This window comes from Klebsiella variicola, assembly GCF_000828055.2.
GTDB classification, from domain to species: domain Bacteria; phylum Pseudomonadota; class Gammaproteobacteria; order Enterobacterales; family Enterobacteriaceae; genus Klebsiella; species Klebsiella variicola.
Genome location: NZ_CP010523.2, coordinates 4,451,363 through 4,476,695, shown reverse-complemented (window position 1 = coordinate 4,476,695; position 25,333 = coordinate 4,451,363). Strand labels below are relative to the sequence as shown.

General features: G+C 57.1%; 24 protein-coding genes. 18 read left to right on the top strand and 6 right to left on the bottom strand.

Annotation, left to right across the window (positions count from 1 at the left end):
* The first annotated feature begins 202 nt into the window (after positions 1–202).
* The 15 genes from ispU to tilS all read left to right on the top strand — a co-directional run bounded on the left by ispU (position 203) and on the right by tilS (position 18,934).
* Complete coding sequence (ispU, locus tag SP68_RS21020) at positions 203–961, top strand: (2E,6E)-farnesyl-diphosphate-specific ditrans,polycis-undecaprenyl-diphosphate synthase (protein WP_012968905.1); 759 nt, start codon at positions 203–205, stop codon at positions 959–961.
* 12 nt (positions 962–973) lie between these two features.
* On the top strand, positions 974–1,831 hold the full coding sequence (gene cdsA / locus SP68_RS21015; protein WP_022065545.1) for a phosphatidate cytidylyltransferase: 858 nt from the start codon (positions 974–976) through the stop codon (positions 1,829–1,831).
* Between the two features lie 11 nt (positions 1,832–1,842).
* On the top strand, positions 1,843–3,195 hold the full coding sequence (gene rseP / locus SP68_RS21010) for a sigma E protease regulator RseP (RefSeq protein WP_008807352.1): 1,353 nt from the start codon (positions 1,843–1,845) through the stop codon (positions 3,193–3,195).
* Between the two features lie 31 nt (positions 3,196–3,226).
* Positions 3,227–5,656, top strand: coding sequence for an outer membrane protein assembly factor BamA (gene bamA, locus SP68_RS21005; RefSeq protein ID WP_008807351.1), 2,430 nt, complete (start codon positions 3,227–3,229; stop codon positions 5,654–5,656).
* A gap of 121 nt (positions 5,657–5,777) precedes the next feature.
* On the top strand, positions 5,778–6,263 hold the full coding sequence (gene skp / locus SP68_RS21000) for a molecular chaperone Skp (RefSeq protein ID WP_002889325.1): 486 nt from the start codon (positions 5,778–5,780) through the stop codon (positions 6,261–6,263).
* A gap of 3 nt (positions 6,264–6,266) precedes the next feature.
* Complete coding sequence (gene lpxD / locus SP68_RS20995) at positions 6,267–7,292, top strand: UDP-3-O-(3-hydroxymyristoyl)glucosamine N-acyltransferase (RefSeq protein WP_022065546.1); 1,026 nt, start codon at positions 6,267–6,269, stop codon at positions 7,290–7,292.
* Between the two features lie 105 nt (positions 7,293–7,397).
* A complete protein-coding gene (gene fabZ / locus SP68_RS20990) occupies positions 7,398–7,853 on the top strand; it encodes a 3-hydroxyacyl-ACP dehydratase FabZ (protein WP_004145858.1) in 456 nt (151 codons plus the stop codon).
* A 3-nt stretch (positions 7,854–7,856) separates the two neighbouring features.
* Complete coding sequence (gene lpxA / locus SP68_RS20985) at positions 7,857–8,645, top strand: acyl-ACP--UDP-N-acetylglucosamine O-acyltransferase (RefSeq protein WP_008807349.1); 789 nt, start codon at positions 7,857–7,859, stop codon at positions 8,643–8,645.
* Positions 8,645–9,796 (top strand): lipid-A-disaccharide synthase, encoded by a 1,152-nt coding sequence (gene lpxB / locus SP68_RS20980; protein ID WP_022065547.1) that lies wholly within the window; start codon positions 8,645–8,647, stop codon positions 9,794–9,796. The genes lpxA and lpxB overlap by 1 nt, the downstream gene beginning before the upstream one ends.
* Positions 9,793–10,392, top strand: a complete 600-nt coding sequence (gene rnhB, locus SP68_RS20975; RefSeq protein WP_012542806.1) for a ribonuclease HII — start codon at positions 9,793–9,795, stop codon at positions 10,390–10,392. Before lpxB ends, rnhB begins: the two co-directional genes overlap by 4 nt.
* Positions 10,393–10,409: 17 nt before the next feature.
* Positions 10,410–13,892 carry a DNA polymerase III subunit alpha gene (dnaE, locus tag SP68_RS20970; RefSeq protein WP_008807346.1) on the top strand — a complete coding sequence of 1,161 codons (3,483 nt, stop codon included), beginning with the start codon at positions 10,410–10,412 and terminating at the stop codon, positions 13,890–13,892.
* A 12-nt stretch (positions 13,893–13,904) separates the two neighbouring features.
* Positions 13,905–14,864, top strand: coding sequence for an acetyl-CoA carboxylase carboxyl transferase subunit alpha (gene accA, locus SP68_RS20965; protein WP_008807345.1), 960 nt, complete (start codon positions 13,905–13,907; stop codon positions 14,862–14,864).
* A gap of 113 nt (positions 14,865–14,977) precedes the next feature.
* Positions 14,978–17,131 (top strand): lysine decarboxylase LdcC, encoded by a 2,154-nt coding sequence (locus SP68_RS20960; RefSeq protein ID WP_032691340.1) that lies wholly within the window; start codon positions 14,978–14,980, stop codon positions 17,129–17,131.
* A 46-nt stretch (positions 17,132–17,177) separates the two neighbouring features.
* Positions 17,178–17,567, top strand: a complete 390-nt coding sequence (locus SP68_RS20955) for a VOC family protein (protein WP_002889387.1) — start codon at positions 17,178–17,180, stop codon at positions 17,565–17,567.
* 53 nt (positions 17,568–17,620) lie between these two features.
* Positions 17,621–18,934 carry a tRNA lysidine(34) synthetase TilS gene (gene tilS, locus SP68_RS20950; RefSeq protein ID WP_016160329.1) on the top strand — a complete coding sequence of 438 codons (1,314 nt, stop codon included), beginning with the start codon at positions 17,621–17,623 and terminating at the stop codon, positions 18,932–18,934.
* Positions 18,935–18,946: 12 nt separating this feature from the next.
* On the opposite strand, the gene rof is transcribed toward tilS, so the two are convergent.
* On the bottom strand, positions 18,947–19,207 hold the full coding sequence (gene rof / locus SP68_RS20945; RefSeq protein ID WP_002889424.1) for a Rho-binding antiterminator: 261 nt from the start codon (positions 19,205–19,207) through the stop codon (positions 18,947–18,949).
* Positions 19,194–19,394 carry a YaeP family protein gene (locus tag SP68_RS20940; protein WP_002889429.1) on the bottom strand — a complete coding sequence of 67 codons (201 nt, stop codon included), beginning with the start codon at positions 19,392–19,394 and terminating at the stop codon, positions 19,194–19,196. The genes rof and SP68_RS20940 overlap by 14 nt, the downstream gene beginning before the upstream one ends.
* Before the next feature lie 196 nt (positions 19,395–19,590).
* On the opposite strand from SP68_RS20940, the gene SP68_RS20935 reads away from it, so the two are divergent.
* From SP68_RS20935 to nlpE, 3 genes are read left to right on the top strand one after another with little or no spacing between them, the layout of a single operon-like run.
* Positions 19,591–20,136, top strand: a complete 546-nt coding sequence (locus SP68_RS20935; protein ID WP_008807343.1) for a YaeQ family protein — start codon at positions 19,591–19,593, stop codon at positions 20,134–20,136.
* A complete protein-coding gene (gene arfB, locus SP68_RS20930; RefSeq protein WP_008807342.1) occupies positions 20,133–20,546 on the top strand; it encodes an alternative ribosome rescue aminoacyl-tRNA hydrolase ArfB in 414 nt (137 codons plus the stop codon). The genes SP68_RS20935 and arfB overlap by 4 nt, the downstream gene beginning before the upstream one ends.
* A 42-nt stretch (positions 20,547–20,588) precedes the next feature.
* Complete coding sequence (gene nlpE, locus SP68_RS20925) at positions 20,589–21,287, top strand: envelope stress response activation lipoprotein NlpE (RefSeq protein ID WP_012542804.1); 699 nt, start codon at positions 20,589–20,591, stop codon at positions 21,285–21,287.
* Positions 21,288–21,417: 130 nt separating this feature from the next.
* Here nlpE and SP68_RS20920 read toward each other — a convergent pair whose 3' ends face one another.
* The 4 genes from SP68_RS20920 to rcsF form a co-directional block, all read right to left on the bottom strand.
* Positions 21,418–22,260: a YaeF family permuted papain-like enzyme gene (locus SP68_RS20920; protein WP_022065553.1), complete on the bottom strand. Its 843-nt coding sequence runs from the start codon at positions 22,258–22,260 to the stop codon at positions 21,418–21,420.
* Between the two features lie 60 nt (positions 22,261–22,320).
* Positions 22,321–24,039 (bottom strand): proline--tRNA ligase, encoded by a 1,719-nt coding sequence (proS, locus tag SP68_RS20915; protein ID WP_012968899.1) that lies wholly within the window; start codon positions 24,037–24,039, stop codon positions 22,321–22,323.
* 113 nt (positions 24,040–24,152) lie between these two features.
* Positions 24,153–24,860, bottom strand: a complete 708-nt coding sequence (gene tsaA / locus SP68_RS20910) for a tRNA (N6-threonylcarbamoyladenosine(37)-N6)-methyltransferase TrmO (protein ID WP_012968898.1) — start codon at positions 24,858–24,860, stop codon at positions 24,153–24,155.
* Positions 24,857–25,264, bottom strand: a complete 408-nt coding sequence (rcsF, locus tag SP68_RS20905; RefSeq protein ID WP_008807337.1) for an Rcs stress response system protein RcsF — start codon at positions 25,262–25,264, stop codon at positions 24,857–24,859. Before rcsF ends, tsaA begins: the two co-directional genes overlap by 4 nt.
* Positions 25,265–25,333 lie beyond the last annotated feature (69 nt).

The window sequence follows — 25,333 nt, the reverse complement described above, 5'->3', positions numbered from 1 at the left end:
ATAGTCTGCGCCACCCGATCGTTGCATTTTGTTGTTAAAGATTACGGTGGCCGTGGCAAAACACGGCTTTTTTGCGTAAAGCTTTTGGTTGTTCTCTGCGATTGGCTGCAGCCCCGGCATCGGATAAAAATGCGTATCCAGCGCGGCCCGGTGGCCTCTGTTTGGTGGCTAGTTAATCCTTATTATGGACTTAAAACGCGTGATGTTGTCTGCTAATCAAACTGTCAGCGAAATATCGCCAACTCATGGCTGCCGTCATGTCGCCATTATTATGGATGGCAACGGCCGTTGGGCGAAACGGCAAGGTAAAATTCGCGCTTTCGGGCACAAGGCCGGTGCGAAATCCGTGCGTCGCGCGGTCTCCTTCGCGGCGAATAATGGAATTGAGGCGTTAACGTTATACGCGTTCAGCAGCGAAAACTGGAACCGTCCAGCCCAGGAAGTCAGCGCGCTGATGGAACTGTTCGTCTGGGCGCTGGATAGCGAAGTCAAAAGCCTGCACCGACACAATGTGCGTTTGCGGGTCATTGGCGACACCACGCGCTTCAATGCGCGCCTGCAGGAACGCATCCGCAAAGCGGAAGCGTTGACCGCAAACAATACCGGCTTAACGCTGAACATTGCGGCAAATTACGGCGGTCGCTGGGATATTACCCAGGGCGTTCGTCTGCTGGCGAAACAAGTACAGGACGGGACGCTGCTGCCTGAAGAGATCACGGAAGAAATGCTGAGTCAGCAGGTCTGCATGCATGAACTGGCTCCCGTTGATTTAGTTATTAGGACCGGGGGAGAGCACCGAATAAGTAACTTTTTGATTTGGCAAATTGCCTATGCCGAACTTTACTTTACGGATGTTCTTTGGCCCGATTTTGCTGAACAGGACTTTGAAGGTGCACTCCATGCCTTTGTTAATCGAGAGCGTCGTTTCGGCGGCACTGAGCCGGGTGGCAGTCATGCCTGATGGGGGTCACTTTTGCTGAAGTATCGCCTGATATCTGCTTTCGTCTTAATTCCCGTCGTCATTGCGGCGCTGTTCTTATTGCCGCCGATGGGATTTGCTATCGTGACCCTCGTGGTCTGCATGCTCGCCGCGTGGGAGTGGGGGCAACTGAGCGGTTTCACCTCAACGTCGCAGCGGGTCTGGCTGGCGGTGCTGTGCGGCCTTCTGCTGGCTGCCATGCTTTTTCTGCTGCCTGAATACCATTATGACGTTCATCAACCGATGGTGGAAGGTTCACTATGGGCCTCATTCGCCTGGTGGATCGTCGCGCTGTTGCTGGTGTTATCGTACCCGGCGTCGGCGGCATTCTGGCGCCATTCCAAAGTGCTGCGCCTTATCTTCGGCATATTGACCATTGTTCCGTTTTTCTGGGGCATGCTGGCGCTGCGCGCCTGGCACTATACCGATAATCACTACAGCGGTGCGGTGTGGCTGCTGTACGTCATGATCCTGGTCTGGGGAGCCGACTCTGGCGCCTACATGTTTGGCAAAATGTTCGGCAAGCATAAGCTGGCGCCGAAGGTTTCACCGGGAAAAACCTGGCAGGGTTTTTTTGGCGGTTTGCTGACGGCGGCCGTGATCTCCTGGGCTTACGGGGAATGGGCGCATCTTGACGTCACGCCGACGGTGCTGCTGGTCTGTTCCGTGGTGGCGGCCCTGGCTTCCGTGCTGGGCGATCTGACGGAAAGTATGTTTAAGCGCGAGGCCGGCATTAAGGATAGCGGGCACTTGATTCCCGGACACGGCGGTATTCTCGATCGTATCGACAGCCTGACGGCGGCGGTACCGGTCTTCGCCTGTCTGCTACTGTTGGTCTTCAGGACGATTTGACGGAAGGTTATATGCTGAGCGTGCTCTGGAATCTGGCAGCTTTTATCATTGCGCTTGGCGTACTGATTACGGTGCATGAGTTTGGCCATTTTTGGGTGGCGCGCCGCTGCGGCATCCGGGTTGAGCGTTTTTCTATCGGCTTTGGCAAAGCGCTGTGGCGGCGGATGGATAAGCAGGGCACGGAGTTCGTGATTGCCCTGATCCCGCTGGGCGGCTACGTCAAGATGCTGGACGAGCGCGTCGAGGCGGTGGCGCCGGAGATGCGCCACTACGCCTTCAACAATAAAACCGTCGGCCAGCGTGCGGCGGTGATTGCCGCCGGCCCCATCGCTAACTTCATTTTCGCTATCTTTGCTTACTGGCTGGTCTTTATTATCGGCGTTCCTGGCGTGCGACCGGTGGTGGGTGAAATAACGCCCAATTCGGTTGCCGCGCAAGCACAAATTGCAAAAGGAACGGAACTTAAAGCGATAGATGGTATCGAAACGCCTGATTGGGATGCGGTGCGTATGCAGCTGGTCGCCAAAATCGGCAACCCGCAAACAATACTTACCGTCGCCCCTTTCGGGACCAATCAGCGCCAGGATAAAATCGTCGATCTGCGGCACTGGGCGTTTGAGCCAGACAAGCAAGATCCCGTGACCTCGCTGGGGATCCAGCCGCGCAGCGCGCAGATTGATACGGTGCTGGCGGAGGTCCAGACGGGCTCGGCAGCTCAGAAAGCGGGTTTGCAAGCGGGCGACCGGATCGTTAAAGTCGATGGTCAACCGTTAACGCAGTGGATGACGTTTGTTAATCTGGTGCGAGATAATCCGGGCAAAGCGCTGGCGCTGGAGATTGAACGGCAGGGGAGTGCGCTGCCGTTAACCCTGACGCCGGATGCGAAAACGGTAAAAGGTAAGGCAGAAGGGTTCGCAGGGGTGGTGCCAAAGGTCATCCCGCTACCTGAGGAATACAAGACAGTACGTCAGTACGGACCGTTTGCCGCCATCGCTGAAGCCACGGATAAAACCTGGCAGCTGATGTCACTGACGGTCAGGATGCTGGGTAAATTGATAACCGGTGATGTCAAACTGAACAACCTCAGTGGGCCGATCTCTATCGCTCAGGGGGCTGGAATGTCAGCGGAGTTTGGGTTGATTTATTATCTGATGTTCCTTGCGCTGATTAGCGTGAACCTCGGAATCATCAACCTGTTCCCACTGCCCGTACTGGATGGGGGACATCTGCTGTTTTTAGCGATCGAAAAGCTGAAGGGCGGGCCGGTATCCGAGCGAGTTCAAGACTTTAGTTATCGCATTGGCTCAATACTGCTGGTGCTGTTAATGGGGCTTGCACTTTTCAATGATTTCTCTCGGTTATAAGAGAGTTTGTTAGGAAGAACGCATAATAACGATGGCGATGAAAAAGTTGCTCATAGCGTCGCTGCTGTTTAGCAGCGCGACTGTATACGGTGCTGAAGGGTTCGTGGTGAAGGACATTCATTTCGAAGGCTTGCAGCGTGTCGCTGTTGGTGCGGCCCTCCTCAGTATGCCAGTGCGTCCTGGCGATACGGTGACCGACGATGATATCAGTAACACTATTCGCGCGCTGTTTGCCACTGGCAACTTTGAGGACGTCCGCGTCCTGCGCGATGGTGATACCCTGCTGGTGCAGGTGAAAGAGCGTCCGACGATCGCCAGCATCACCTTCTCCGGCAATAAGTCGGTGAAAGATGACATGCTCAAGCAGAACCTCGAGGCCTCTGGTGTTCGGGTGGGCGAGTCGCTTGACCGCACGACCATCGCGGATATCGAGAAGGGTCTGGAGGATTTCTACTACAGCGTCGGTAAATACAGCGCCAGCGTCAAAGCGGTTGTGACGCCGCTGCCGCGTAACCGTGTCGATCTGAAGCTGGTCTTCCAGGAAGGCGTCTCCGCAAAAATTCAGCAGATCAATATCGTCGGCAACCATGCGTTTTCGACCGATGAACTGATCTCCCACTTCCAGCTGCGCGATGAGGTACCGTGGTGGAACGTGGTCGGCGACCGTAAATACCAGAAGCAGAAGCTGGCGGGCGACCTTGAAACCCTGCGCAGCTACTATCTGGATCGCGGTTATGCCCGTTTCAACATCGATTCTACTCAGGTTAGCCTGACGCCGGACAAGAAAGGGATCTACATTACCGTCAACATCACCGAAGGCGATCAGTACAAGCTTTCCGGGGTGCAGGTAACGGGCGATCTCGCGGGCCATTCGGCCGAAATCGAAGCGCTGACCAAAGTCGAGCCGGGCGAACTGTACAACGGCGCGAAAGTAACCAAGATGGAAAACGACATCAAGAAACTGTTGGGTCGTTATGGTTACGCCTACCCGCGCGTTCAGTCGCAGCCGGAAATCAACGACAGCGATAAGACCGTCAAACTGCACGTCAACGTCGATGCGGGTAACCGCTATTACGTGCGTAAAATTCGCTTCGAAGGTAACGACACCTCCAAAGATGCCGTCCTGCGCCGCGAAATGCGCCAGATGGAAGGCGCATGGCTGGGGAGCGATCTCGTCGATCAGGGTAAAGACCGTCTCAACCGTTTAGGCTTCTTCGAAACGGTGGATACCGATACCCAACGCGTGCCGGGCAGCCCGGACCAGGTCGACGTTGTCTACAAGGTGAAAGAGCGTAACACCGGTAGCTTCAATTTCGGTATCGGCTACGGTACCGAAAGCGGCGTCAGCTTCCAGGCGGGCGTCCAGCAGGATAACTGGTTAGGTACCGGTTATGCGGTCGGGATCAACGGCACCAAAAACGATTACCAGACCTATACCGAACTGTCGGTGACCAACCCGTACTTCACCGTTGACGGTGTGAGCCTCGGCGGCCGTATCTTCTATAATGACTTCGATGCGAACGATGCGGATCTGTCTGACTATACCAACAAAAGTTATGGTACAGACGTCACGCTGGGCTTCCCGGTCAACGAATACAACACGCTGCGCGCCGGGGTCGGTTATGTTCATAACTCCCTGTCCAATATGCAGCCGCAGGTGGCGATGTGGCGTTACCTGAACTCGATGGGCCAGTATCCGGACAACACCAACGACCGGAACTCGTTCAGTGCGAATGACTTCACCTTCAACTACGGTTGGACCTATAACAAGCTTGACCGCGGCTTCTTCCCAACGGAAGGTTCGCGCGTCAACCTGAACGGTAAGGTGACCATTCCGGGCTCAGACAACGAATACTACAAAGCGACGCTGGATACCGCCACCTATGTGCCGATCGACAACGATCACCAGTGGGTAGTGCTGGGTCGTACCCGCTTTGGCTATGGCGATGGTATCGGCGGCAAAGAGATGCCGTTCTATGAGAACTTCTATGCCGGTGGTTCCAGCACCGTGCGTGGCTTCCAGTCGAACACCATTGGTCCGAAGGCGGTGTACTTCCCGTCGAGCAGCCGTCATGATGGCGATAGCGGTTATACCAATGACTGTAAGAGCACCGAATCCGCGCCGTGTAAATCCGATGATGCGGTGGGCGGTAACGCGATGGCGGTGGCCAGCCTGGAGCTGATTACCCCGACGCCGTTTATTAGTGACAAATATGCGAACTCGGTCCGTACTTCCGTCTTCTGGGATATGGGTACCGTATGGGATACTCACTGGGATTCGAACGCCTATGGCGGTTACCCGGATTACAGTGATCCGAGCAACATCCGTATGTCTGCGGGTATTGCCGTGCAGTGGATGTCGCCGTTGGGGCCGTTGGTCTTCTCCTACGCCCAACCGTTCAAAAAGTACGATGGAGACAAAGCCGAACAGTTCCAGTTTAACATTGGTAAAACCTGGTAATTGTTGGCGGCAACGGAATGCAAGTGCAGTATAGCGCTGACTGTAGGCGATAACGCGGTTATCGCCTCGCCACGCAAATAACGGTACCCCTGGGTACTCATGGGATGGTAAGGAGTTTATTGTGAAAAAGTGGTTATTAGCTGCAGGTCTGGGTTTGGCAATGGTAACTTCCGCTCAGGCGGCAGATAAAATTGCCCTGGTGAACATGAACAGCCTGTTCCAACAGGTTGCCCAGAAAACTGGCGTTTCCAACACGCTGGAAAACGAGTTCAAAGGCCGCGCTAGCGAACTGCAGCGTATGGAAGGCGACCTGCAGTCTAAAATGCAGCGTCTGCAGTCCATGAAGCCGGGCGCCGATCGTACCAAACTGGAAAAAGACGTGATGGCTCAGCGCCAGACCTTCTCCCAGAAAGCGCAGGCGTTTGAACAGGATCGCGCACGTCGTTCCAACGAAGAGCGTGGCAAACTGGTTACCCGCATCCAGACTGCTGTACAGAGCGTAGCGAAAGATCAGAGCATCGATCTGGTGGTTGACGCAAATGCCGTTGCATACAACAGCAGCGATGTAAAAGACATCACCGCTGATGTGCTGAAACAGGTTAAATAAGTAATGCCTTCAATTCGACTGGCTGATCTCGCGCAGCAGTTGGATGCAGAATTACACGGTGATGGCGATATCGTCATCACCGGCGTTGCGTCCATGCAGAGCGCGAAAACGGGCCAAATCACTTTCATGGTCAACCCTAAGTACCGTGAACACCTGGCCGCTTGTCAGGCTTCTGCCGTTGTCATGACGCAGGATGATTTGCCTTTTGCCCATAGCGCCGCGCTGGTAGTGCGTAATCCCTACCTGACCTACGCGCGCATGGCTCAAATTCTTGATACCACGCCACAGCCGGCACAGGATATCGCGCCGAGCGCGGTCATCGATCCGTCGGCGAAGCTGGGTAACAACGTGGCGATCGGCGCTAACGCGGTTATCGAATCCGGTGTTGTACTGGGCGATAACGTGGCGATCGGCGCAGGCTGCTTCGTTGGGAAAAATACGAAAATCGGTGCCGGCTCGCGTTTGTGGGCCAATGTGACCATTTACCATGAGATTGAGATCGGCGAGAATTGCCTGATCCAGTCCAGCACGGTGATCGGCGCGGATGGCTTCGGTTATGCTAACGATCGCGGTAACTGGGTCAAGATCCCGCAACTGGGTCGCGTCATTATTGGCGATCGCGTGGAGATTGGCGCCTGCACCACCATCGATCGCGGCGCGCTGGACGATACCCTTATCGGTAACGGCGTTATCATTGATAATCAGTGTCAGATTGCGCATAACGTGGTAATTGGCGACAATACCGCGGTTGCCGGCGGCGTTATCATGGCGGGCAGCCTGAAAATTGGCCGCTACTGCATGATTGGCGGCGCCAGCGTGATTAACGGCCATATGGAAATCTGCGATAAAGTCACCGTCACGGGGATGGGGATGGTGATGCGTCCTATCTCTGAACCTGGCGTATACTCCTCCGGTATTCCGCTGCAGCCGAACAAGGCGTGGCGTAAAACTGCGGCGCTGGTGATGAATATTGACGAGATGAGCAAGCGCCTGAAAGCGATTGAGCGCAAGGTTAATCAACAAGACTAATTCATCATTTGGTCACATGACATTTCCGGCCTGTTGCATTCGCTAAAAGATTGCCGCAGGCCGTGTTATTATTGCCTTTTAGTACATTTAGACAGGAAGAGTATTTTGACTACTGACACTCATACTCTGCACATTGAAGAGATTCTGGAACTTCTGCCTCACCGTTACCCGTTCCTGCTGGTAGACCGCGTGCTGGATTTTGAAGAAGGTCGTTTTCTGCGCGCAGTAAAAAATGTTTCTGTAAACGAGCCGTTTTTCCAGGGGCACTTCCCTGGTAAGCCGATTTTGCCTGGCGTGCTGATTCTGGAAGCGATGGCGCAGGCCACCGGGATTCTGGCATTTAAAAGCGTCGGAAAACTGGAGCCAGGCGAGCTGTATTATTTCGCAGGCATCGACGAAGCGCGCTTCAAACGTCCGGTAGTACCAGGCGATCAGATGATTATGGAAGTCACTTTCGAGAAAACCCGCCGCGGCCTGACCCGTTTCAAAGGCGTCGCGCTGGTTGACGGTAAAGTGGTATGCGAAGCGACGATGATGTGTGCGCGTAGCCGGGAGGCCTGATACGTGATTGATAAAACCGCTTTTGTTCATCCTACCGCCATTGTAGAAGAAGGCGCCGTCATTGGTGCTAACGTTCACATTGGTCCGTTTTGTATTGTTGGCGCTAACGTCGAAATTGGCGAAGGCACCGTACTGAAGTCTCATGTCGTCGTTAACGGCCATACCAAAATCGGCCGTGACAATGAGATCTATCAGTTCGCTTCCATCGGCGAAGTTAACCAGGATCTGAAATATGCTGGCGAACCGACCCGGGTGGAAATTGGCGATCGCAACCGCATCCGCGAAAGCGTCACCATTCATCGCGGCACAGTACAGGGCGGTGGATTAACAAAGGTGGGCAACGATAACCTGCTGATGATCAACGCCCATGTGGCGCACGATTGTACGCTTGGCGATCGCTGCATTCTGGCCAATAACGCAACCTTGGCCGGTCACGTATCTCTGGATGATTTCGTCATCATCGGCGGCATGACCGCAGTACACCAGTTCTGCATCATCGGCGCACACGTCATGGTAGGCGGATGCTCCGGCGTGGCGCAGGACGTTCCGCCGTTCGTGATTGCCCAGGGTAACCACGCGACGCCGTTTGGCGTCAACATCGAAGGGCTGAAACGCCGCGGCTTTAGCCGTGAGGCGATTACCGCGATTCGTAACGCGTATAAACTGCTGTACCGCAGCGGCAAAACGCTGGACGAAGCCAAACCGGAAATCGCCGAACTGGCGACTCAGCATCCTGAAGTTCAGCCGTTTGTTGATTTCTTTGCCCGTTCCACTCGCGGCTTGATTCGTTAATGGCTGAACCGCGTCCCCTGACGATTGCCCTGGTCGCCGGAGAAACCTCCGGCGATATTCTTGGTGCAGGCCTCATCCGGGCTCTCAAAGCGCGCATCCCTGACGCGCGCTTTGTCGGCGTGGCGGGGCCGCTGATGCAGGCGGAAGGGTGCGAAGCCTGGTACGAAATGGAAGAGCTGGCGGTGATGGGCATTGTTGAGGTGCTCGGTCGCTTACGCCGTCTCCTGCATATTCGCGCCGATCTTACCCGCCGCTTTGGCGAGCTGCGCCCCGATGTCTTCGTCGGCATCGACGCCCCTGACTTCAATATTACCCTCGAAGGGAATCTGAAAAAGCAGGGCATCAAAACGATTCACTACGTCAGCCCGTCGGTCTGGGCCTGGCGACAAAAACGCGTTTTCAAAATCGGCAGAGCGACCGACCTGGTGCTGGCTTTTCTGCCTTTCGAAAAAGCGTTTTATGACAAATTTAACGTCCCCTGCCGCTTTATCGGCCATACCATGGCGGATGCGATGCCGCTGGATCCTGACAAAGGCGCTGCGCGCGACCGGTTAGGGATCCCGCACAATGTGCGCTGTCTGGCGTTGCTGCCCGGCAGCCGCGGCGCGGAAGTCGAAATGCTCAGCGCGGACTTTCTGAAAACCGCGCAGTTGTTACGCGGCACCTATCCCGATTTGCAGGTGGTGGTGCCGCTGGTCAATGCCAAACGGCGGGAGCAGTTTGAGCGAATCAAAGCTGAGACGGCGCCGGATATGATCGTGCATATGCTGGACGGTCAGGCGCGCGATGCGATGATCGCCAGCGACGCCGCGCTGCTGGCCTCCGGGACGGCGGCGCTGGAGTGCATGCTGGCGAAGTGCCCGATGGTGGTTGGCTACCGCATGAAGCCGTTCACCTTCTGGCTGGCAAAGCGTCTGGTGAAAACCGACTACGTCTCCTTGCCGAATCTGCTGGCCGGTCGCGAGCTGGTCAAAGAGCTACTGCAGGATGAGTGCGAGCCGCAGGCGCTGGCCGCCGCCCTGCAGCCGCTGCTGGCCGATGGCAAAACCAGCCACGAGATGCATGAGACGTTCCGCGCGCTGCATCAGCAGATCCGCTGCAACGCCGATGAGCAGGCCGCGGACGCCGTACTGGAGTTAGCAAAACAATGATGGAGTTCGTCTATCCGCATACCCATCTGGTTGCCGGCGTTGATGAAGTTGGCCGCGGGCCGCTGGTTGGCGCGGTCGTGACCGCGGCGGTGATCCTCGATCCGGCGAAGCCGATTGTGGGTTTGAATGATTCCAAAAAACTCAGCGAAAAGCGTCGCCTGGCGCTGTGCGATGAGATTAAAGAGAAAGCGCTGTGCTGGAGCCTGGGGCGTGCCGAGCCGCACGAAATCGACGAGCTGAATATTCTGCATGCCACTATGCTGGCGATGCAGCGCGCCGTCGCCGGCCTGAGCATTGTTCCTGAGTTTGTCCTGATCGATGGCAACCGCTGTCCGTCGCTGCCGATGCCCTCTCTGGCGGTGGTGAAAGGCGACAGCCGGGTGGCAGAAATCAGCGCAGCGTCTATTCTGGCAAAAGTCACTCGTGACGCCGAAATGGCCACGCTGGACCTCGCATTTCCCCACTACGGATTTGCCCAGCATAAAGGCTATCCCACCGCTGTTCACCTGCAGAAGCTGCAGGAACACGGCGCAACAGAGCATCACCGGCGCAGTTTTGGTCCGGTGAAGCGTGCCCTGGGCCTGGCGTCCAACTAAGTCACCGGGATCTAAAGATGGCTGAACCACGTTTCGTACACCTGCGGGTGCACAGCGACTATTCCATGATCGATGGGCTGGCAAAGACCGGGCCACTGGTCAAGAAGGCGGCCTCGCTTGGCATGCCGGCGCTGGCGATCACCGATTTCACCAACCTGTGCGGGCTGGTGAAGTTCTACGGGACGGGACACGGCGCGGGTATTAAGCCGATTGTCGGCGCCGATTTTCACGTGCAGTGCGACCTGCTCGGCGATGAGTTTACCGAGCTGACCGTGCTGGCGGCGAACAACACCGGTTACCAGAACCTGACGCTGCTCATTTCCCGCGCCTATCAGCGCGGCTACGGCGCGCTGGGGCCGTGGATTGACCGCGACTGGCTGGTGGAACACCAGGAAGGGCTGATTCTGCTTTCCGGCGGCCGTAAAGGCGACGTCGGCGTTAGCCTGATCCGCGGCAATATGCCGTTAGTGGAACAGTGCGTCGCGTTCTATGAAGAGCATTTCCCGGACCGTTATTTTCTTGAGCTGATCCGGACCGGTCGTCAGGATGAAGAGGCCTATCTCCACGCCGCCGTGGCGCTGGCGGAAGCACGCGGCCTGCCGGTGGTGGCGACCAACGATGTCCGCTTCCTCGACACCAGCGATTTCGACGCCCATGAAATCCGCGTCGCGATCCACGACGGCTTTACGCTCGACGACCCGAAACGGCCGCGCAACTACTCGCCGCAGCAATATATGCGCAGTGAGGAGGAGATGTGCGAGCTGTTCGCCGATATCCCGGAAGCGCTGGAGAACAGCGTCGAGATCGCCAAACGCTGCAACGTCACCGTGCGGCTTGGCGAATATTTCCTGCCGCAGTTCCCGACCGGCGATATGACCACGGAAGATTTCCTGGTCATGAAATCGAAAGAGGGTCTGGAAGAGCGGCTGGAATTTCTCTTCCCGGATCCTGCCGTCCGTGCTGAAAAGCGCCCGGAGTATGACCAGCGTCTGGATATTGAACTGCAGGTTATCAACCAGATGGGGTTCCCGGGCTACTTCCTGATCGTCATGGAGTTTATCCAGTGGTCGAAGGATAACGGCGTGCCGGTTGGCCCGGGCCGCGGTTCCGGCGCCGGCTCGCTGGTGGCCTACGCGCTGAAGATCACCGATCTTGATCCGCTGGAATTCGACCTGCTGTTCGAACGTTTCCTTAACCCGGAACGTGTCTCGATGCCCGACTTCGACGTCGATTTCTGCATGGAGAAACGCGACCAGGTTATTGAGCACGTGGCGGACATGTATGGCCGCGATGCGGTATCGCAGATCATCACCTTCGGCACCATGGCGGCGAAAGCGGTCATCCGCGATGTGGGCCGCGTGCTGGGTCACCCGTACGGCTTTGTCGACCGTATCTCCAAGCTGGTGCCGCCCGATCCGGGTATGACGCTGGCGAAAGCGTTTGAAGCCGAACCGCAGCTGCCGGAAATCTATGAGGCGGACGAAGAAGTTAAAGCGCTGATCGACATGGCGCGTAAGCTGGAAGGGGTGACGCGAAACGCCGGTAAACACGCCGGTGGGGTGGTTATCGCTCCCACTAAAATTACCGACTTTGCGCCGCTGTATTGCGATGAGCAGGGGCTGCATCCGGTTACCCAGTTTGACAAAAACGACGTGGAATACGCCGGGCTGGTAAAATTCGACTTCCTCGGTCTGCGTACGCTCACTATCATTAACTGGGCGCTGGAGATGATCAACAAGCGGCGGGCGAAAAACGGCGAAGGGCCGTTGGATATCGCCGCTATCCCGTTGGATGACAAGAAAAGCTTTGACATGCTGCAGCGCTCGGAAACCACCGCGGTCTTCCAGCTTGAATCGCGCGGCATGAAAGATCTGATTAAGCGTCTGCAGCCTGACTGCTTCGAAGATATGATCGCGCTGGTGGCCCTGTTCCGCCCGGGTCCGCTGCAGTCGGGGATGGTAGATAACTTTATCGACCGTAAGCACGGCCGCGAAGAGATTTCCTACCCGGACGTGCAGTGGCAGCATGAGAGCCTGAAACCGGTGCTGGAGCCGACCTACGGCATTATCCTGTATCAGGAACAGGTCATGCAGATTGCCCAGGTGCTCTCCGGTTATACCCTCGGCGGCGCGGATATGCTGCGCCGTGCGATGGGTAAGAAAAAACCGGAGGAGATGGCCAAGCAGCGTTCTATCTTTGAAGATGGGGCGAAGAAAAACGGCGTTGACGGCGAACTGGCGATGAAAATCTTCGACCTGGTGGAGAAATTCGCCGGTTACGGATTTAACAAGTCGCACTCCGCCGCCTACGCGCTGGTCTCCTACCAGACGCTGTGGCTTAAGGCGCACTATCCGGCTGAGTTTATGGCGGCGGTAATGACCGCCGATATGGACAACACCGAGAAGGTCGTTGGCCTGGTGGACGAGTGCTGGCGCATGGGGCTGAAAATTTTGCCCCCGGATATTAACTCCGGCCTGTACCATTTCCACGTTAACGACGACGGCGAGATTGTCTACGGCATCGGCGCCATCAAAGGCGTTGGCGAAGGGCCGATCGAAGCGATCATTGAGGCGCGCAACAACGGCGGTTATTTCCGCGAGCTGTTCGACCTCTGCGCGCGGACCGATATTAAAAAGCTCAACCGCCGGGTGCTGGAAAAACTGATTATGTCCGGGGCGTTCGATCGTCTCGGTCCGCATCGCGCGGCGCTGATGAACTCGCTGGGCGATGCGTTGAAAGCCGCCGACCAGCACGCGAAAGCGGAGGCTATTGGCCAGGCCGATATGTTCGGCGTACTGGCGGAAGAGCCTGAACAAATAGAACAGTCCTACGCCAGCTGCCAGCCATGGCCTGAGCAGGTGGTGCTGGATGGTGAAAGGGAAACCCTGGGGCTATACCTGACCGGGCACCCGATTAACCAGTACCTGAAAGAGATTGAGCGCTACGTCGGCGGCGTGCGGCTCAAAGACATGCATCCGACCGATCGTGGTAAAGTGACCACGGCGGCGGGGCTGGTGATTGCGGCGCGGGTAATGGTCACCAAGCGCGGCAATCGTATCGGCATCTGTACCCTGGATGACCGTTCCGGGCGTCTGGAGGTGATGTTGTTCACCGACGCGCTGGATAAATATCAGCAGTTGCTGGAAAAAGACCGCATACTTATCGTCAGCGGACAGGTCAGCTTTGATGACTTTAGCGGGGGGCTTAAAATGACCGCCCGCGAAGTCATGGACATTGACGAAGCCCGGGAAAAATATGCTCGCGGGCTTGCTATCTCGCTGACGGACAGGCAAATTGATGACCAGCTTTTAAACCGACTCCGTCAGTCTCTGGAACCCCACCGTTCGGGAACCATTCCAGTGCACCTCTACTATCAGAGGGCGGATGCACGCGCGCGGTTGCGTTTCGGCGCAACATGGCGCGTCTCTCCGAGCGATCGTTTACTTAACGATCTGCGTGGCCTTATCGGCTCGGAGCAGGTGGAACTGGAGTTTGACTAATACAGGAATACTATGAGTCTGAATTTCCTAGATTTTGAACAGCCGATTGCAGAGCTGGAAGCGAAAATCGATTCCCTGACTGCGGTAAGCCGTCAGGATGAGAAACTGGATATTAACATCGACGAAGAAGTGCATCGTCTGCGCGAGAAAAGCGTAGAGCTGACGCGCAAAATCTTCGCCGATCTCGGTGCATGGCAGGTTGCGCAACTGGCGCGCCACCCGCGCCGTCCTTATACCCTGGATTATGTCCGCCTGGCGTTCGACGAATTTGACGAACTGGCCGGTGACCGCGCCTACGCTGACGATAAAGCGATTGTCGGCGGTATCGCGCGTCTTGATGGTCGTCCGGTGATGATCATCGGCCACCAGAAAGGTCGCGAAACCAAAGAGAAGATCCGTCGCAACTTTGGTATGCCGGCCCCGGAAGGCTACCGCAAAGCGCTGCGCCTGATGGAAATGGCCGAGCGGTTTAAAATGCCGATCATCACCTTCATCGACACCCCTGGCGCCTACCCGGGCGTCGGCGCGGAAGAGCGCGGCCAGTCGGAAGCGATTGCCCGCAACCTGCGTGAGATGTCGCGTCTGAGCGTGCCGGTTATCTGCACCGTGATCGGCGAAGGCGGCTCCGGCGGCGCGCTGGCGATTGGCGTGGGCGACAAGGTCAATATGCTGCAGTACAGCACCTATTCGGTGATTTCGCCGGAAGGCTGCGCGTCCATTCTGTGGAAAAGCGCGGATAAAGCACCGCTGGCCGCGGAAGCGATGGGTATCGTCGCACCGCGTCTGAAAGAGCTGAAGCTGATTGATTCTATCGTTCAGGAACCGTTGGGCGGCGCGCACCGCAACCCGGAAGCAATGGCAGCGAGCCTGAAAGCGCAGCTGCTGGCAGACCTGGCCGATCTCGATCTGCTCAGCGAAGAAGAGCTGCTGAACCGCCGCTATCAGCGTCTGATGAGCTACGGTTACGCCTAAGTTTTCCGCTAGCGAAAAACACTAAGGGCCGGATTTTCCGGCCCTTTTTTTGTGTGCGATGCGCCCAGGGGATTGCTATGATGCTTGACTTAGGTGAATACCAGGAGGAAAGCGTGAATATTATCGCCATCATGGGGCCTCACGGCGTCTACCACAAAGACGAGCCGATCAAAGAACTGGAAGCGGCGCTGCAGCGCCAGGGCTTCCAGACCATCTGGCCGCAAAACAGCGCCGACCTGCTGCAGTTTATTGAGCACAACCCGCGCATCTGCGGGGTGATCTTCGACTGGGATGAATACAGCGTCGATCTGTGCAGCGATATCAATCAGCTCAATGAATATCTGCCCCTGTACGCCTTTATTAATGCCCACTCGACGATGGACGTCAGCAGTCAGGATCTGCGTATGACGCTGTGGTTCTTCGAATATGCGCTGGGACTCTCCGAAGAGATCGCCACCCGCATTGGGCAGTATACCCGCGAGTACCTGGACAATATCACCCCGCCGTTTACCCGCGCGCTGTTTAACTATGTGCAGGAGGGGAAGTATACCTTTTGTACACCGGGCCATATGGGCGGTAGCGCCTATCAGAAAAGCCCGGTGGGCTGCCTGTTCTATGATTTCTTTGGCGGAAATACGCTGAAGGCGGATGTCTCGATTTCGGTCACCGAGCTGGGCTCCCTGCTGGATCATACCGGCCCGCATCTGGAGGCGGAGGAGTATATTGCCCGCGCCTTTGGCGCTGAACAGAGCTACATGGTGACCAATGGCACCTCGACGTCCAACAAAATTGTTGGTATGTACTCGGCGCCCGCCGGCAGCACGCTGCTGATTGACCGTAACTGTCACAAATCACTGGCCCACCTGCTGATGATGAGCGATGTGGTTCCCCTGTGGCTGAAGCCGACCCGCAACGCGTTGGGGATCCTCGGCGGTATCCCCCGACGCGAATTTACCCGCGACAGCATTCAGCAGAAAGTGCGCGACACGGGCGGGGCGCAGTGGCCCGTGCATGCGGTGATCACCAACTCCACCTACGATGGTCTGCTCTATAACACCACCTGGCTTAAGGAGACGCTCGACGTCCCGTCGATCCATTTCGATTCCGCCTGGGTGCCCTATACCCATTTCCATCCGATATATCAGGGGAAAAGCGGCATGAGCGGTGAGCGGATCCCCGGAAAAGTCATCTTCGAGACGCAGTCCACGCATAAGATGCTGGCCGCGCTGTCGCAGGCCTCGCTGATCCACATTAAGGGCAACTATGATGAAGAGACCTTTAATGAAGCCTTTATGATGCATACCTCGACGTCGCCGAGCTATCCCATCGTCGCGTCGATTGAGACCGCGGCGGCGATGCTGCGCGGTAACTCCGGTAAGCGCCTGATCCAGCGCTCCATTGAGCGGGCGCTGGATTTCCGCAAAGAGGTGCAGCGACTGCGCGAGGAGTCGGACGGCTGGTTCTTTGATATCTGGCAGCCGGAAGTGGTGGATAAAGCCGAGTGCTGGCCGGTGGCGCCTGGCGAAGACTGGCACGGTTTCAAAGATGCCGATGCGGATCATATGTATCTCGATCCGGTGAAGGTCACCATTCTGACGCCGGGCATGGACGAGCAGGGGAATATGGATGAAGAGGGGATCCCGGCGGCGCTGGTGGCGAAGTTCCTCGACGAGCGGGGCGTGGTGGTGGAAAAAACGGGCCCCTATAACCTGCTGTTCCTGTTCAGCATCGGTATTGATAAAACCCGGGCGATGGGGCTGCTGCGCGGCCTGACCGAGTTCAAACGCGCCTACGATCTCAATCTGCGGGTGAAAAATATGTTGCCGGATCTGTACGCGGAAGATCCCGACTTCTACCGCAACATGCGGATCCAGGATCTGGCGCAGGGGATCCACCGCTTGATCCGTCAGCACCAGCTGCCGCAGCTGATGCTCAGCGCCTTTGACGTCCTGCCGGAAATGAAAATGACGCCGCATCACGCCTGGCAGCGCCAGATTAAGGGTGAGGTGGAAACCATTGAACTGGAGAACCTGGTCGGCCGGATTTCGGCCAACATGATCCTCCCTTATCCGCCGGGCGTACCGCTGCTGATGCCGGGAGAGATGATCACGGAGGAGAGCCGGGCAGTGCTCGATTTCCTGCTGATGCTCTGCTCTATCGGCCGTCATTATCCGGGGTTTGAGACCGATATTCACGGGGCGAAGCGCGATGAGGACGGCGTGTATCGGGTACGAGTCTTAAAAAATGACGAAAGGCTTGCGCGTTAACGGCGCGCACGAGTAACGTGGCTGGCTTAACAGAAGGAGTTTGACCATGCTGGGTTTGAAACGGGTTCACCATATTGCCATCATTGCGACTGACTACGCCCGCAGTAAAGCGTTCTATTGCGATATTCTGGGGTTTACGCTGCAAAGTGAGTTCTATCGCGCCGAGCGCGACTCCTGGAAGGGCGATCTGGCGCTCAATGGCGAGTACGTGATTGAGCTGTTCTCGTTCCCGTTTCCCCCGGCCCGCCCCAGCCGCCCCGAAGCCTGCGGGCTGCGTCATCTGGCCTTTAGCGTGGATGATATCGACGCCGCGGTAGCGCATCTGACGGCGCATGGCGTCGAGTGCGAAGCGATTCGCGTCGATCCCTTTACCGGCAAACGCTTTACCTTCTTTAGCGATCCGGACGACCTGCCGCTGGAAATATATCAGCAGTAAACCTTGCCAGCGCGACCCTGGCCCGGTAACTTGCCGGGCCATCACTTCTCGGTATGTTCGTGGATATGACGGCTGATATTGCGCATACGCTTCATCCCCATCGCCAGCTGCTGGTGGCCTTCAGCGGCGGTCTGGATTCGACGGTTCTCCTGCACCAGCTGGTGCTGCTGCGGGAACAGGATCCCTCGCTGACGCTGCGGGCGGTGCATGTTCACCACGGCCTGAGCGCCCATGCAGACGACTGGGTGGCGCATTGTCGGCAGATTTGCCAGCAGTGGCAGGTGCCGCTGGTGGTGCATCATGTGACGTTAGCCAGGGGTGGTCTCGGCGTGGAGGCCCATGCCCGCGCGGCGCGCTATCAGGCCTTTCAGGATACGCTCAATGCCGGCGAGGTGTTAGTGACCGCCCAGCACCAGGATGACCAGTGCGAAACGCTGCTGCTGGCGTTAAAACGCGGCAGCGGTCCTACTGGTCTGTCGGCGATGGCACCATCCTCTGCCTTTGCCGGCAGCCGACTACTGCGTCCTCTCCTCAATGAAACCCGCGAATCGCTACGCCAGTGGGCGCTCGCCCATCAGCTGTCGTGGATTGAAGATGAGAGTAATCAGGACGATACCTATGACCGCAACTTTCTGCGCCTGCGGGTGATCCCGGTCCTGCGCGAGCGCTGGCCGCACTTTAGCGAGGCCGTTGCCCGCAGCGCCAGCCTGTGCGCCGAGCAGGAACAACTGCTGGACGAAATGCTGGCGGCGGAGCTGGCGTCGCTGGTGGCCGAAGATGGCTCGCTGTCTATCACGCCGCTGACGTCGATGAGCCCACCCCGTCGCGCGGCGCTGCTGCGTCGCTGGCTCGCCGGGCATCAGGCGCCGATGCCGGCCCGGGAGGTGCCAGAGCGCCTCTGGCATGAGGTGGCGCTGGCGCGGGAAGATGCCAGCCCTTGTCTGCGGCTCGGGGATTTTACCGTCCGCCGTTTTCAACAGCGTTTGTACTGGGTGAAGTATCTTCCCGGCCAGACGGAAAGTGTCCAGCACTGGCCCGACTGGCGCCAGCCGCTGCGGCTGGCAGACGGTCTCGGCGAGCTGATGCTGCAGCCCGGCGGCAGGCTGCGCCCGCCGTCTGCGGATGAGCCGGTCACTGTCCGCTTTCGCGCCAGCGGCCACCTGCATATCGTCGGACGCCACGGCGGACGTAAGCTGAAGAAGATCTGGCAGGAGCTGGGCGTTCCTCCCTGGCGACGAGACACTACGCCGCTGCTGTTTTACGGCGAAACGCCGATCGCTGCAGCGGACGATCTGTTTGTGACCACCGAAGGTGAAGTGAAGGACGGGGAAGGGGTCAGGCTGTCATGGAGGAAAACGGGCGGTTAAGCCCGTTTTGATTCAGGATTCGCTCACCACCACGGTGCCGATTTCCGGGTGACTGAAGCTGGCGATTTTATCCAGGCGCAGCTCGCGGACGTTGCCGGCGAGTTCGACCACCAGATACTCGATATTTTTACGCGAGATTAGATCGCTGGCCTTTGCCTGCAGCTGTTCGCCATCCTTCAGCGCCAGCGTCAGCACCAGGTGATGCTGGCAAGCCAGTTCCAGGTTGTCGTAATCATCGCAGTTAATGGGTTGATAAGTATCATTCATTGACATAATCGCTCACCAGTAAGTTTGCTGCCGCATAAGCGGCCTTTTCCCTGACTGACTCCGAAAGGGCCTCATCCGCCGCAATCTCATTCAATACTTTCAACACGCAACCCAGCGCATCCGGGATATACCCTAAGTCTCCGCTGGCTATTTCCGCATACCGCTTGCGTATTAACTCACAATAGTGGTCCACATGCCCTCCTGTCAGCGTTCTGACTCAACCGTGGGATGCAAGTTTAAGCCTACGAAGATAAACTCTGTTTAGCAAGGGAACTATATCATAGTCATTTAAGCAATTTCAGCAGGATGAAACAGGTTGCTGCGATTGACGACAGCCTTTTGCCGCCAGTTTCGCTACAATGTCCGCCATTCTTTTCAGGAGTTTATTCATGGCGCTGAAAGCGACAATATATAAAGCTGCGGTAAATGTAGCCGATCTGGATCGCAACCAGTTTCTGGATGCTAACCTGACGCTGGCGCAGCACCCCTCGGAAACCCAGGAGCGCATGATGCTGCGCCTGCTGGCGTGGATCAAATATGCCGATGAACGGCTGCAGTTTACCCGCGGCCTGTCGTCGGACGACGAGCCGGAGCTGTGGCTGCTTAACGATCATCTCGGGGTCGATCTGTGGATCGAACTGGGTCTGCCGGATGAGCGGCGGATTAAGAAAGCCTGCTCACGGGCGCAGGCGGTAGCGCTGTTTGCCTATAATAGCCGGGCCGCTGAAATCTGGTGGCAGCAGAATCAGAACAAGCTTGCGGCGTACCCGAAGTTGACCATCTGGTATCTTGATGACGCGCAACTGGCGCAGCTTAGCGCCTTTGCCGACCGTACCATGACACTGCAGGCTACTCTGCAGGACGGTAGTATCTGGTTATCCGATGCTCGGAATAATCTGGAAATTCATTTGACGGCCTGGCAAGCACCGGCATGATTACCATTAGCCGCAGCGTGACCCTTGCCGATAACGAGGTCACGCTGGAAGGTATTCGTGCCCAGGGGGCCGGGGGCCAGCATGTGAACAAAGCGTCGACGGCAATTCATCTGCGCTTTGATATTAAAGCTTCAAGCCTGCCGGAGTTTTACAAAGAGCGCCTGCTCGCCGCCAGGCACCACTTAATTTCTGCTGACGGTGTGGTTATCATTAAGGCTCAGGAATACCGCAGCCAGGAGATGAACCGCGAAGCGGCGATTGCCCGGCTGGTGGCCCTCATAAAAGAATTAACCGCAGTGCAAAAAAGTCGCCGGGAGACGCGACCGACTCGGGCATCCAAAGAGCGACGCCTTGCTTCCAAGGCACAGAAGTCCTCAGTCAAGGCGCTGCGTGGGAAAGTTCGCCAGTGAAGACGTCGGCGAACGGGTGAAATGGATGATAAGGAAAGCAAAGTGAAGAAAATCGTATTCTCCGTGATAGCGGCCTGCTCGCTGTTCGCGCTGTTTGGTTGTAACCATCGCGCCGAGACTGACACCGTACAGCCAGCGGCGATGGAAGAGCTCAAACCGATGCAGCAAAGCTGGCGTGGGGTGCTGCCTTGCGCGGATTGTGAAGGTATCGACACCTCGCTGTTCCTGGAAAAAGACGGTACCTGGGTGATGAACGAGCACTACCAGGGCGCTCGTCGTGAACCGTCATCTTTTGCCTCTTATGGCACCTGGGCTCGCACAGCGGATAAACTGGTGCTGACCGACAGCAAAGGCGAGAAATCATATTTTCGCGCGAAGGGCGACAAGCTGGAGATGCTTGACCGCAACGGGAGCCCCGTTCAGTCTCCTCTCAATTATACCCTGGAGCCGGTGAAGGCCAGCCTGCCGACCACCCCGATGGCGATGCGCGGCATGTATTTCTATATGGCCGATGCGGCAACCTTTACCGATTGCGCGACCGGTAAACGCGTCGCGGTGGCGAACAATGCCCAGCTTGAGCGGGATTATGCCGCTGCCCGCGGCAATGATTCACGACCGGTGCTGCTGGTGGTGGAGGGGCACTTTACCCTCGAGGCGAACCCGGACACCGGCGAAATGATGAAGACGCTGATGACGGACCAGGCCGGCAAATTTATTCCCGGTAAAGACTGTAGCCATTGATTGTCAGGCCCCTGCCCGGGAAACGGGCAGGGGATGATCCCACACAGTCCCCCTACTTGCTCCTGCTATTCGCCCTGTCATATACAGAGTGAGCGTGGGTCTGGCTGGCGGAAAAGCGCAAATCTTTTCTTTACTCCGCATCGTCCTTCGGTTTATTCAGCCCCACCAGCTTCCCGGCCTGAAGATAAACGCCCAGTTTCAGATGCCCGACATACTGTAGCTGCGTTTCGGGTTTAAACGTGGCGACGTCTCCTTCCCGCATGTGCAGCAGATCGGAAGGACTTATCCACGCCGCCTGCGCCAGGGTCAGCGGATGCCCGGCTCTGACGAAGGCCTCGCTGACAAACTCCGAGCAAAACCACGCTTTCTTGTCGGCGCTTGCCGCATCGCCCAGTTGCGCTTTGGCCAGGCCGCTCACGCACTGCTGACGAAAGTTACGCGAGAAAGGGTTGAGCGAGCAGAGCGGTTTGGTGACCATATAAGGGATAAACTGAATAATGCCGCGATAGTTATACCCGCTGTCTTTGACCTGCCAGACAAAATTTTTCATCGCCGTTGCCTGGTCCGGCGTCAGGTCGGGCACCCTGAGGGCAAAGAGTTTATCGCTATGCGCCAGCGCCTGCTGAACAGAAATCACCTGTACGCCAGCGCCGGTGGCTTCCGCGATCTGACCCTCGCCAAGATACAGTGCGACGTGGCTAACGGAAGAGGCGCTGAAGGCGCGGATCCCAAGCGAAGTGATACCCAGGCTGGACGAGAAGAGCAGGTCGCCGGAACGGAGATCGCTTTCGTCAATTTCGTGGAGCCCGCTGCCGGCAATCGAGCTTTGACGCTGGAGAGTGACAGCCCATGGCGGGGAGCGGCCCTCGGTAGCGGATGCGGAAGCGGCGCTGCGGCCGACGTCTATGGTGCAGGCGGTAAGCAGCAGCAGGGCGGAAGTAAGCAATCCGCTGCTGAGGATAGGTGCAGTCATGGGTACTTTCCTTGTAAAAAAAAAGGCCCTGACATCCGTTCAGGGCCCTGAGGTGGTTGCTTAGCCTTTTATCGCTTTAACCAGATATTCCACGATATCACCGGTTTTAATCAGCTGCTTCTCACCATTGCGACGATACTTGTATTCGATATCATCGTTATCGAGGTTCCGATCGCCCAGCACGATGGTGTGCGGAATACCGATCAGCTCCATATCGGCGAACATCACGCCCGGACGCTCTTTACGGTCGTCCATCAGCACATCGATGCCGTGCGCACGCAGCTCGGCGTACAGCTTCTCCGCCAGCTCCTGCACGCGATAGGACTTGTGCATATTCATCGGCAGAATTGCCACCTGGAACGGCGCGATGGCGTCTGGCCAGATAATCCCGCGATCGTCAAAGTTTTGCTCAATGGCGGCGGCCACCACGCGGGTCACCCCGATACCGTAGCAGCCCATGGTCAGGATCTGGTTACGGCCATCTTCGCCCTGAACTGCGGCATTCATCGCCTGAGAGTACTTAGTACCCAGCTGGAAGATGTGGCCCACTTCGATACCGCGCTTGATAAGCAGAGTACCCTTGCCGTCCGGGCTCGGATCGCCGGCAACGACGTTACGAATATCAGCAACTTCCGGAGTCGCGACGTCGCGATCCCAGTTGATGCCGAAGTAGTGTTTGCCATCGATGTTAGCGCCAGCGGCGAAATCGCTCATTACCGCGACGGTACGGTCGATAACCACCGGGATCGGCAGGTTCACCGGACCCAGGGAGCCCGGACCCGCTTTCACCAGAGCGCGGATCTCTTCTTCGGTGGCGAAGGTCAGCGGGCTGGCGACCTGCGGCAGTTTTTCCGCTTTCACTTCGTTCAGCTCGTGATCGCCGCGCACCAGCAGGGCAACCAGCGGGGAGGCGCTACCTTCAACCGCTTTCACCAGCAGGGTCTTCACGGTTTTTTCGATCGGCAGGTCGAACTGCTCAACCAGCTCGGCGATGGTTTTGGCGTTCGGCGTATCAACCAGGGTCATCTCCTGGGTGGCGGCTGCGCGCGGCTCTTTTGGCGCAACGGCTTCCGCAAACTCGATGTTTGCCGCGTAGTCGGAGCTGTCGGAGAAGATCACATCGTCTTCGCCGCTCTGCGCCAGCACCTGGAATTCATGAGAGGCGCTGCCGCCGATAGAACCGGTGTCAGCCTGTACCGCACGGAAATCCAGCCCCATACGACTGAAGATTTTGCTGTAAGCGGTATACATCGCGTCGTAGGTTTCCTGCAGCGATTCCTGAGAGGTATGGAAAGAGTAAGCATCTTTCATCAGGAATTCACGGGAGCGCATCACGCCGAAACGCGGGCGCACTTCGTCGCGGAATTTGGTCTGGATCTGATAGAAGTTCAGCGGCAACTGCTTATAGGAGTTCAGCTCGTTGCGGATCAGATCGGTAATGACCTCTTCGTGGGTTGGACCGAGGACAAACGGGCGATCGCCACGATCGGCAATGCGCAGCAGCTCCGGGCCATACTGCTCCCAGCGACCGCTCTCCTGCCACAGTTCAGAAGGCTGAACGACCGGCATTAACACCTCGATCGCACCGGCATTATTCATTTCTTCACGCACGATGTTTTCGACTTTTTTCAGGACGCGCACGCCGGTCGGCAGCCAGGTGTATAACCCGGAGGCCAGCTTGCGGATCATCCCGGCGCGCAGCATCAGCTGGTGGCTGATTACCTCGGCGTCGGCAGGTGTCTCCTTCAGAGTGGAGAGCAGATATTGGCTAGTACGCATGTTGTAACGGTTCCAGTTAAACGAGCGGAACAGGCTGGTTGCCCAGCCTGAAACAAAAAAAGTGGTTTAGTTTACCAGTGTGGCAAAGATGCCAAAAGAGAGGAAAAATAAAATTAGCGCGCTTCGAGGGCAAAGACTTCAAAACCAGAGGCAACCACCCGCCAGCGGACGTTGAAATCCAGCAACCAGACGGCATAATTTTTTCCTGCTTCTTCCTCTTTACGGTAGGCCGGGCGCGGATCCTGCGCCAATACTTCGCGGATAAACGCTTTGATATGCGGGTAGCGTTTTTCCAGGGTCAGTAACTGTGCTTCTGTTTCCGGTGTAAAACTGACGTTCATACCCGCCAGCGGCGCCTGTTGCGCATAGCTGGCGCTGGCATCCGGCAGGGCTTCGGCGAAAGGAAGATACGGTTTGATATCAACCACCGGCGTCCCGTCGACGAGATCGAGGCTACCGAGTTCCAGGATCACCTGATCCTTCTGGCAGCGAACGCCTTTCAGCTCAACCAGCGACATGCCGATGGGGTTGGGGCGAAACGTCGAACGGGTGGCGAAGACGCCCATCCGCGCATTGCCTCCCAGTCGGGGAGGGCGCACCGTCGGACGCCAACCGCCTTCCATGGTCTGATGAAACACAAACAGGATCCACAGATGGCTGAAGTTTTCCAGGCCTCGCACGGCGTCGGCCTGGTTGTAGGGCGCAACCAGATGCAGTTCTCCGCCGCCGTGTTTCACCAGACCAGGCTGGCGAGGAACGGCAAATTTCTCTTTATACGGCGAGCGGATAACGCCTATCTGCGCGAACTGGAATGCACTCATTGTGCCGAAACGTTAAGCGCCGAGCCCAGACAAACCGCCTGACGGTAGCAGCCTGGCGTGCCGCTGGTCACTTCGCAGCGGTGAAGCAGGACGGCATTGGCTTTCATGCGTGCCGCATTCACCTGCAGACGCTTGCGGGCGGTTGGGATGTTCGGCGGAGAATCCTGATTTGAGGCCTGGCATGACTCACCAGTCACTTCACCCAGATCGCGGAACGGTTTTCCCACCAGCTCTGACGCATCGGTATAAATACGTACCGGCGCCGGACGGGTTGCGCGTGGTTTGCTCGGCTCAGATTTAACCGGGGGGGTTGCAGTGCTTTGAACAGGTTCAACGGGGGATCTGCTTAGCATGGAACAACCGCTTAACATGAGTGCTAACAAACAGACCGGTAAAGCACGCATAGTATTTCCTCAATGAATAAAAAACAGGGCGTTATTGAATCAGGTGCTTGCATAAATGACAAGACGGGC

Coding starts and splice junctions, on each gene's coding strand:
- accA (WP_008807345.1), top strand. CDS start 13,905: ATGAGTCTGAATTTCCTAGATTTTGAACAGCCGATTGCAGAGCTGGAA.
- proS (WP_012968899.1), bottom strand. CDS start 24,039: ATGCGTACTAGCCAATATCTGCTCTCCACTCTGAAGGAGACACCTGCC.
- dnaE (WP_008807346.1), top strand. CDS start 10,410: ATGGCTGAACCACGTTTCGTACACCTGCGGGTGCACAGCGACTATTCC.
- arfB (WP_008807342.1), top strand. CDS start 20,133: ATGATTACCATTAGCCGCAGCGTGACCCTTGCCGATAACGAGGTCACG.
- rof (WP_002889424.1), bottom strand. CDS start 19,207: ATGTCAATGAATGATACTTATCAACCCATTAACTGCGATGATTACGAC.
- lpxD (WP_022065546.1), top strand. CDS start 6,267: ATGCCTTCAATTCGACTGGCTGATCTCGCGCAGCAGTTGGATGCAGAA.
- SP68_RS20920 (WP_022065553.1), bottom strand. CDS start 22,260: ATGACTGCACCTATCCTCAGCAGCGGATTGCTTACTTCCGCCCTGCTG.
- SP68_RS20955 (WP_002889387.1), top strand. CDS start 17,178: ATGCTGGGTTTGAAACGGGTTCACCATATTGCCATCATTGCGACTGAC.
- bamA (WP_008807351.1), top strand. CDS start 3,227: ATGGCGATGAAAAAGTTGCTCATAGCGTCGCTGCTGTTTAGCAGCGCG.
- SP68_RS20935 (WP_008807343.1), top strand. CDS start 19,591: ATGGCGCTGAAAGCGACAATATATAAAGCTGCGGTAAATGTAGCCGAT.
- lpxB (WP_022065547.1), top strand. CDS start 8,645: ATGGCTGAACCGCGTCCCCTGACGATTGCCCTGGTCGCCGGAGAAACC.
- tsaA (WP_012968898.1), bottom strand. CDS start 24,860: ATGAGTGCATTCCAGTTCGCGCAGATAGGCGTTATCCGCTCGCCGTAT.
- rcsF (WP_008807337.1), bottom strand. CDS start 25,264: ATGCGTGCTTTACCGGTCTGTTTGTTAGCACTCATGTTAAGCGGTTGT.
- rnhB (WP_012542806.1), top strand. CDS start 9,793: ATGATGGAGTTCGTCTATCCGCATACCCATCTGGTTGCCGGCGTTGAT.
- ispU (WP_012968905.1), top strand. CDS start 203: ATGTTGTCTGCTAATCAAACTGTCAGCGAAATATCGCCAACTCATGGC.
- tilS (WP_016160329.1), top strand. CDS start 17,621: ATGTTCGTGGATATGACGGCTGATATTGCGCATACGCTTCATCCCCAT.
- rseP (WP_008807352.1), top strand. CDS start 1,843: ATGCTGAGCGTGCTCTGGAATCTGGCAGCTTTTATCATTGCGCTTGGC.